This window comes from Vibrio sp. OPT46 (genome assembly GCF_015163535.1).
GTDB classification, from domain to species: Bacteria; Pseudomonadota; Gammaproteobacteria; order Enterobacterales; family Vibrionaceae; genus Vibrio; species Vibrio alginolyticus.
The window spans coordinates 82,960-91,432 of sequence record NZ_JADDYG010000730.1; the positions used below are offsets into that span (position 1 = coordinate 82,960).

Genomic DNA, 8,473 nt, shown 5'->3' on the forward strand with positions numbered 1-8,473 from the left:
CTTGCGCTGGTGTTGTCGATAACTTCATTTAAATGCCTCTTTAAACGGCTAGTTTGCCAACGCTGGTGTAAAGGTCTGGACGACGGTCGCGGAACAAGCCCCATGCGTGACGCGCTTTCGCTGTCGCAGCAAGGTCGATTTCTGCGTAAATGATGGTTTCACCTTCACGTGGTGCTTCGGCAATTTTTGCGCCAGTGTGGTCAGTGATAAAAGAAGAACCGTAGAACGTGGTCTCGATACCATCATCGACTTCAGTGCCCACTCGGTTTGACGCAATCACTGGAACGAGGTTTGCTGCCGAGTGACCTTGCATTGTACGTTGCCAGTGGTCACGTGAATCCAGTGTCGGATCTTGAGGCTCAGAACCGATTGCAGTTGGGTAAAAAATCGCTTCCGCGCCGTGCAGAGCCAAGCTGCGTGCAAGCTCTGGAAACCATTGGTCCCAGCAAATGCCAGCACCGAACTTACCGAACTTGGTTTGCCACACTTTGAAACCGGTATCGCCAGGGCTAAAGTAGTACTTCTCGCTGTAGCCCGGGCCGTCAGGAATGTGTGACTTGCGGTAGTTATCTAGTACCGTACCATCGGCATCAATCATCACTAGCGAGTTAAAAAACGTATTGCCCGCTTTTTCAAAGTAGCTGACAGGAATCACCACGCCGAGCTCTTTAGCCAACGCACTCATCTCTTTAATAAGACGACAATTCTCCGTTTCTTCTGCAAGCTCGAAATACTTTGCTTCTTGTTTTTTGCAGAAGTAAGGCGCAGCGAACAGCTCTTGCGGAAGAATCACGTTCGCACCGTTTTGTGCTGCTTCACGAATCGCCTTTTTTGCTTTGGCTAAGTTATCTTCCAGATCCCAGCTTTTCGTCAGTTGAAGGGCTGCAAATTTCACTACTTTGCTCATTGGATATTCCTTATCTCTTAAATCGCCAGTTTGTCACGTAGGTTATAGTAAGCCGCGCCCATTGCCGTAAACGGAATTTGGAAGTGGCGGCCCCCCGGGAAGGAGTAATGTTTCAGTGCAGCAAACGCGTCAAAGCGTTCTGCGTGTCCGGTCAGAGCTTCGGCCAGCAACTTACCTGCTAGGTGAGTACACGTTACACCGTGACCGCTGTAGCCTTGTAGGTAGTAAATGTTGTCTGCAAACGAGCCAAATTGCGGCATGCGTGAGTAAGTCAGCAAGAAGTTACCTGTCCAGGTGTAATCAATCTTGATGCCTCTCAATTGTGGGAAGACTTTTTCCATCTTCGGACGGATCAGTGCTTCGATGTTTTCTGGGTCACGTGCTCCGTAAACCACACCACCTCCGAACAACAAACGCTTGTCGGCGGTTAAGCGGAAGTAGTCAAGCAAGTAGTTACAGTCTTCAACGCAGTAGTCGCTAGTCAGCACTTGTTTTAGCTGCTCATCACTCAAAGGCTGAGTCGCCACCACTTGTGTGCCGCACGGGATCGCTTTGTTGCTGATGTTTGGTGCCAAACCACCAAGGTAGGCGTTACCTGCCAAAACCACGTACTTGCTCTTCACGCTGCCTTGCGCTGTTTTCACTACTGGGTTAATCCCTTTGTCAATCGATACGACCGCCGACTGCTCAAAGATTTGGCCACCCAGAGAAATAAACGCAGCGGCTTCACCTAACGCGAGTTTAAGCGGGTGAATGTGACCACCGCGCATATCCAACAAGCCACCAGTGTACACTTTGGTCCCTACCGCTTGTTCTACTTCTCCTGCGTCAAGCAGAGTCAGTTGGTCGTTGCCGTAACGCTCCCAGTTCTTCTTATGTTCTTCTAGCCCTTTGAGTTGTTTACTGTTCAGTGCCGTGAACAAGCCGCCTTGCTTGTAATCACAGTTGATGTCGTATTTGTCGATCAGACCACGGATGATATCGCCGCCTTCAAAAATCATATCGCACAGAGCTTTGGCTTGGTTTTGGTCGTAACGGCTTTCAATCACGTCAACATCTCGGCTGTAGCTGTTAACGATTTGGCCACCGTTACGACCAGTTGCTCCAAAGCCCACTTTTGCGCTTTCTAGCACAACAACTTTAAAACCTTTTTCTGCAAGGTGTAGTGCAGAAGAAAGACCAGAAAATCCCGCACCGACTACACACACATCGCACTCGATGTCGTTTTGCAACTGTGGGTATTCCGGCATGTTTGGCACAGAGTGCGCGTAGAACGAATCCGTATGCTTGTTCATAGAACTATTCCTTTATTTATCGTAATCGTCAGCAGGCTTAAGGATGGAGGCGAATCCAAGTGGTTTTGGTTTCGGTGAATTTTGCAATCGCGTGGAGAGACTTGTCTCGACCATTTCCGCTCATTTTGAATCCGCCAAATGGGACCGTCATGTCACCTTCGTTGTAGTTGTTGACCCAAACCGAGCCGGCTTGCAGTCGTTTTGCTACGCGATGAACGCGGTTGATATTGCTGCTCCAAAGTGCAGCACCTAAGCCGTACTTCGAATCGTTAGCGATCTCAATTGCTTGCGCTTCATCTTTGAATGGAATGACACACAGCACCGGACCAAAAATTTCCTCTTGAGCGACACGCATCTTGTTGTCGACGTTGTCTAAAATGGTTGGGGAAACAAATGCGCCCTGCCCATCGACATCGCCACCACAACGTACGTTTGCACCTTCTGATTCACCTAACGAGATGTATTCCAATACTTTTGATTTATGATCTTGGTCGATGAGTGCACCCATGGATGAACTTGGGTCCATTGGGTCTTTTGGCGTGAACGCTTTCGACGCTTGAATAACTTTTTCTATAAACTGATCTTTGATGCTTTCGTGAACAAGCAGGCGGGTTGCCGCGACGCACACCTCACCTTGGTTGTAGAAACACCCTGCGGCGGTGTCTGCTGCTGCGCGGTCTAAATCATCACAATCTTCAAACACGATGTTCGCGTTCTTGCCGCCCGCTTCTGCAAACACACGCTTTAGGTTGCTCTCACCCGATCTGACCATCAGTTGACCTGCAATGCGCGTCGAGCCTGTGAAGGCGATGCAGTCTACGTCTTGGTGTTTCGCCAGCGCGTCGCCAGCTTCATGACCAAAACCCGTAACGACTTGGAAAACGCCTGTTGGTAAGCCCGCTTGAGAAGCAAGTTGACCTAGGAATATCGCGGTGAGAGAAGATTTTTCTGACGGTTTTAGAATCACGCTATTACCAGCCGCTAAAGCAGGGCCAAGCTTCCAGCACGCAAGCCAAAGTGGGAAGTTCCACGGTACAACCGCAGCAACCACACCAATCGGTTGATGAGAAATAAAAGCGTGTACATCTTTTTCGGTTGGGGCAACTTCGCCGTATACTTTGTCGATTGCTTCTGCGTACCAGCGTAATGCACTCGCCGCACCAGGAATATCGGTAGAGAAGCTGTGAGAGATAGGCTTACCGGTATCAAGCGTTTCTAGCAGAGCCAATTCTTCTTGGTTTTGATCAATCAAGTCAGCAAACTGTTTAAGCACTGCTTTGCGATGAGCTGGGCTGCTCTCGCTCCACTGACCGGATTGAAATGCTTGGCGAGCGTATGAAACTGCGAGATCAACATCTTCATTTTGGCAACGGGCGATTTCGGTGAATATCTCATCTGTTGCTGGGTTAACTACCGGGATGGTTTGCCCTGTTAAAGCAGCACTGTATTCACCGTTAATGTACGCCCTGTTTTCGATGTTTAGATTGTTTTTTAGTTCAATCCATTGCTCTTGGGTTTTCATACGCTCTCCTTGTGATCACACAAGGCAAGCCCCCACTAAAATGTGGTTGGCGTATGCGCACTTATCATTCGACAAGCCTTGTCTGTGTGATTTGTAAATCGATGGGGCTTCGTCGTATCAATAATGTACGACTCGCCCGCTGTTATGACATGAGATTGCCCTTTATATTCCAGAGTGATTTCACCCTCTAATACGGTGCCAATCTCTTCGCCTTCGTGTTTGATTTCTGCCGCACCAGTGGTTCCATAAGGTGCGTATTCCTCGATCAAGAATCCGATGACTTGATCTTTGTCGCCATTCGTTACCAGTTTCATGGACACCGTCTCGCTCCCGATTTCCACAAGATCTGACGGCTTGATGACTACTTTCACTTCATCGTTCGAAGGTTGTTCAAAAGTGAAAAACTCTGATAACGATAAAGAAAATACATTAACGATTTTTTGTAGTGAGCTGACCGACGGGCTCACTTTGCCATTTTCAATGGATGAGATTGCACTGTGGGTAATACCAGCGCGCTCGGCTAGTTCCCTTTGTGACAATCCATGTTTTTTTCGTAACTGAACAATATTTTTACCAATCTCTTGATTGTCCATTCATACAGCTCCAAACGTTTAACGAGAGGTAGCCATCATAAATTCATTGAACAAAATTTGAGAGAAATGATTGGTTTTTGCTTCCCATTCTGGGTGCCACTGCACGCCAACGAAAAATTTTTGATTAGGAAGACTAAATGCTTCTACCAAGCCATCCGGGGCTTTAGCTTCTACTTGTAATAGAGGAGCAAGCTGATCGACGCCTTGGTTGTGTAGTGTGTTCACTTCAAAGAAGGTGGTATTTTCCCAATGATTTTGCACCAGCCATTGTTCAAATAAGCTCTGCTTTTGAACTAGCACAGCGTGTGCTGGCGCGTATTTTTGTTCGAAATCTTCAACAGGCGCTTCACGATGGTCATTGAAGCCGGAGTCATGAACGGCTGGGTTTAACGAGCCACCAAGTGCGACATTCATCTCTTGAAAGCCGCGGCAAATACCAAGGCACGGAATGTTTTGGTCAACCGCATGACGAATTAACGTGAATGAGAGCTCATCACGAGCTTCATCTTTGTAGCTCTCTTCGTGCGTTGCATTGTATCGATGTGGCGCAACGTTAGAGTGGCTGCCAGGAAAAAGAAAACCATCACATATGTCTAGGATGGTGGTTACGTCATCGACCGACATGTCGGGAGCCAACATAATCGGTAGTCCTCCAAAATCCTTTATGGCGCGAAGGTAAAAGTCGTTGACCGCTTGTATCTGATAGCCACCCAACTCTTTAGCGCAGCTAACCACACCAATGATGGGTTTGTGTGTATCTGCCATGATATGTCCGTGTTCAATTTATTTAACACAAACCCTACAAACCATGTACAAAATTATCAACACAGATGACCATTATTATCGTCACAACGTGATCTGGCGCACTTTTTAGGCTTCAAAACTGAATATTTATGCTCATTATATTGAACAAAACAAAACCAACCGTTACAAAATAGTTAACAGAAAGACATAAAAACCAGCCGTTAAACATCAAAAGCACAGTGTAAGTGCATGTTTAAATTAAAAATAACCTGAAAAACAAACAACTCGTTCAGAGTGCTGTAATTTATTTGTTAATTTGGTTATTTCTAATTTCTACTCGTCAGGCTATTTGGAGAAGAAAATGGAATCGTATCTACAGGAAGTACAAAATTTTAAACAAAAATGGCCCGATATTGAATTTATCGATCTCATCTTTACCGATATAAATGCCACCCCAAGAGGAAAACGCATCCCGATAGATGCTCTAGAAAAACTGAATAAAGGTGTTGCCCTCCCCCTTTCGACCATCACCCTAGATACCAAAGGTAACGTCGTTGAAACGGCCGGGTTGGGAGAAGATCTCGGAGAACCAGATAATCTCTGCTATCCAATCAGCGGCACCTTAATGCCGACGGCAAAAGAACAAGTTGGTCAGCTACTGCTTAGTATGATGGATGAAACCGGGCAGCACCCTAACCCACTGTTCATCCGAAACATTCTCGCTTCTATATTGCAAACACTGCATGCTAAAGACCAATATCCTTGTGTCGCGCTCGAGCTGGAGTTCTATTTAATAGACAAAACCCGCGGCGAAAATGGCGAACCATTAACGGCAATTAACCCCACGAAAAAAACTCGAGAAAAAGATACCGAGGTTTACGACCTTGATGGACTAGATGACTACGCTGATTTCTTGGCCGACCTTAATCGAATTGCATTAGAACAAGGTTTAAACACTTCCGGAGCCCTATCTGAATCGGCCCCAGGGCAGTTCGAAATCAACTTCAACCATTCTAAAGATGTACTTCGAGCATGTGATGAAATCATCATCGCAAAACGCTTGATTCGCCAGGTCGCTCATCAGCACGGATTTGACGCCACATTTATGGCGAAACCTTTTAGTGAGCAAGCGGGTAATGGCATGCACATTCATCTCAGCTTGGTTGATACAGATGGTAACAACCACTTTAGCCAATCAGACGGTCAAGCGAGCGCCTTCTTCTATCAAACCATGGCAGCGATGCTGTCACAAACATCCGATGCCATGGCCCTAATCTGTCCTAACGTTAACTCTTACCGTCGCTTTGTTCCTGGCGCTTACGTCCCGACCAAAGCCGATTGGGGAGAAAACCACCGCGGTGTTGCGTTGCGTGTGCCTATCAGCGATAGCAAAAATCGCCGTATAGAGCATCGTATAGCAGGCGCTGACGTTAACCCATACATTCTCGCTGCAGTAGTACTTTCCGCAGTATTAGCGAGTGAAAGCTACACCAAAGATCAATGTCCACCGACTCTCAGTGATGATGCAATTGAGTTACCTCTGCGTATGTCAGAAGCTCTAGAGCGACTGGAGCACAGTGAGCTAGCTCAATACATCTCAAGAGATTTTATCGATTTGTATCTAGCTTGCAAACAGAGTGAACTCGCAGAATTTGAGCGAGCGATTACTCCATTGGAAATCGACTGGATGTTGCACTCGGCATAAACAAAGGAAATGAACTTTATGACTACGCAGACCAAGGCGCTGGATGCGCCTCTTAAAATCAACTCTCAACACATTATTGTTTCTTTAATCTCGGTTGCGACGTTTGTCTTTTTTACCACAATCGGTTTGAACCATGAGGAAGGCGAAGCCTACGGATGGATGAGTCTTTTACCAACGGCGTTGGTATTGGTCTTTGCGCTGACAACACACCGAACTGTGGAAGCCCTCTTTAGCGGCGCTATTGCCGGTGTTCTTCTGCTTAACCCAACTGAAGCGGTAGAACAGATTGTTGATATTTCCATGAGTGTAATGATGGATGAAACTATTGCCTGGATCATCCTCGTTTGTGGTTTGATGGGCGGCCTAATTGCTATTTTGGAGAAAGGCGGCAGTATCTTAAGCTTCTCCGACATGTTGGTCACGAAAGTAAAAAGCCGTAAGCAATCGATGCTGATGACCTTTGCGTTAGGTATTCTGATCTTTATCGACGATTATTTGAATGCGATTGCAATTTCTTCCTCAATGAAAAAAGTTACGGACGGCTACCAAATCTCGCGTGAAAAGCTCTCATATCTTGTGGATTCAACCGCCGCGCCTATCTGTATCCTCGTACCGATTTCCACTTGGGCAATTTTCTTCAGTTCGTTGCTAGAAGCAAACGGAGTAGCAGAAGCGGGAGATGGTATCAAAGCATACATTGAAGCTATTCCATACATGGCTTACGGCTGGGTAACGCTGGTGATTGTTTTGCTGGTTGCAATGGAAAAGATCCCAGATCTAGGTGCGATGAAAAAGGCAGAAAAGCGTGCGAAGAATGGTCAAGTTCGTCCAGACGGTGCAACAGATGTCGACTTTGGTCCCGATGTATCTGCACATACCAACCCAACCATGGGCCTTGTCAACTTCTTGTTGCCGATGATCGTACTCGTTGCCGCAAGTTGGTACTTTGGTATCGATCTACTTGCTGGTGTTTTCGTCGCGCTAATCTTTACTATTAGCTTTTACGGCGCACAAAAACTGATCTCGATGAACGACATGTTCGAAGCTGTTTATGATGGCATTAAGGTTATGCTACTGCCGCTTGCGACCGTTATTGGTGGTTTCATGTTGAAATCGGTCAACGACTCATTGGGCGTCACGCAGTATGTCATTGAGACCGTCAGCCCTTACCTGTCAGCGTCTTACTTCCCGGCGATTATCTTTATGATTACGGGCGCGTTGGTATTTGCAACGGCATCGTCTTGGGGAACGTTTGCAGTAGCGATGCCAATTGTTCTACCTTTGGGCGAACAGCTTGGTGTGCCTCTACACTTAACCGTTGCAGCGCTGCTTTCAGCATCAGCGGCAGGGAGCCACTCTTGTTTCTTTAGTGACTCAACCGTGTTATCTGCACAAGGTTCGGGCTGTACAGCAATGCAACACGCAACCACACAGTTTCCTTATGCGTTGATTGGTATTGTTGCAACCGCGATTTTCTTCTTCATCATCGGTTAGCCCCTTTATCTAATTGCAAAACCCTGCTCAAAAATAGCGGGGTTTTGTTCTATCAAGTCAAATGATCCTCTTAAAACTACTTTACGTTCGTTCAGTATAAAAATACTCAAAGATGTACAGCTGCACTCAATAAGGGTTTGGTAAACCTAATATTTTTGGTTTACGCTTAGCGAAGCGTTTATTGTGCAACAAGGCAGCTTTTGAGTAACTTAA

At 46.5% G+C, this 8,473-nt stretch carries 7 protein-coding genes; 2 read left to right on the top strand and 5 right to left on the bottom strand.

Going from position 1 to position 8,473, the window contains the following annotated elements; all coding sequences use genetic code 11:
• Positions 1-40: 40 nt before the first annotated feature.
• The 5 genes from aguB to IQR33_RS26485 are packed head-to-tail and all read right to left on the bottom strand — an operon-like array spanning position 41 to position 5,082.
• Complete coding sequence (gene aguB, locus IQR33_RS26465; RefSeq protein ID WP_140100406.1) at positions 41-907, bottom strand: N-carbamoylputrescine amidase; 867 nt, start codon at positions 905-907, stop codon at positions 41-43.
• 17 nt (positions 908-924) lie between these two features.
• Complete coding sequence (locus IQR33_RS26470; protein WP_193837422.1) at positions 925-2,202, bottom strand: NAD(P)/FAD-dependent oxidoreductase; 1,278 nt, start codon at positions 2,200-2,202, stop codon at positions 925-927.
• Positions 2,203-2,239: 37 nt separating this feature from the next.
• Positions 2,240-3,724: an aldehyde dehydrogenase gene (locus IQR33_RS26475; protein ID WP_176310937.1), complete on the bottom strand. Its 1,485-nt coding sequence runs from the start codon at positions 3,722-3,724 to the stop codon at positions 2,240-2,242.
• Positions 3,725-3,759: 35 nt separating this feature from the next.
• A complete protein-coding gene (gene puuR / locus IQR33_RS26480; RefSeq protein ID WP_005377813.1) occupies positions 3,760-4,317 on the bottom strand; it encodes an HTH-type transcriptional regulator PuuR in 558 nt (185 codons plus the stop codon).
• An 18-nt stretch (positions 4,318-4,335) separates the two neighbouring features.
• Positions 4,336-5,082, bottom strand: coding sequence for a gamma-glutamyl-gamma-aminobutyrate hydrolase family protein (locus tag IQR33_RS26485; protein WP_017633975.1), 747 nt, complete (start codon positions 5,080-5,082; stop codon positions 4,336-4,338).
• 340 nt (positions 5,083-5,422) lie between these two features.
• Between IQR33_RS26485 and IQR33_RS26490 the strand changes: the two genes are divergently transcribed.
• Complete coding sequence (locus IQR33_RS26490) at positions 5,423-6,766, top strand: glutamine synthetase family protein (protein WP_005377815.1); 1,344 nt, start codon at positions 5,423-5,425, stop codon at positions 6,764-6,766.
• 18 nt (positions 6,767-6,784) lie between these two features.
• A complete protein-coding gene (locus IQR33_RS26495; protein ID WP_005377816.1) occupies positions 6,785-8,260 on the top strand; it encodes a Na+/H+ antiporter NhaC family protein in 1,476 nt (491 codons plus the stop codon).
• Positions 8,261-8,473: the final 213 nt, after the last annotated feature.

What these genes read in the sequence shown, in the direction of transcription:
- aguB (WP_140100406.1), bottom strand. Translation starts at nt 907, where the DNA reads ATGAGCAAAGTAGTGAAATTTGCAGCCCTTCAACTGACGAAAAGCTGG.
- IQR33_RS26470 (WP_193837422.1), bottom strand. Translation starts at nt 2,202, where the DNA reads ATGAACAAGCATACGGATTCGTTCTACGCGCACTCTGTGCCAAACATG.
- IQR33_RS26475 (WP_176310937.1), bottom strand. Translation starts at nt 3,724, where the DNA reads ATGAAAACCCAAGAGCAATGGATTGAACTAAAAAACAATCTAAACATC.
- puuR (WP_005377813.1), bottom strand. Translation starts at nt 4,317, where the DNA reads ATGGACAATCAAGAGATTGGTAAAAATATTGTTCAGTTACGAAAAAAA.
- IQR33_RS26485 (WP_017633975.1), bottom strand. Translation starts at nt 5,082, where the DNA reads ATGGCAGATACACACAAACCCATCATTGGTGTGGTTAGCTGCGCTAAA.
- IQR33_RS26490 (WP_005377815.1), top strand. Translation starts at nt 5,423, where the DNA reads ATGGAATCGTATCTACAGGAAGTACAAAATTTTAAACAAAAATGGCCC.
- IQR33_RS26495 (WP_005377816.1), top strand. Translation starts at nt 6,785, where the DNA reads ATGACTACGCAGACCAAGGCGCTGGATGCGCCTCTTAAAATCAACTCT.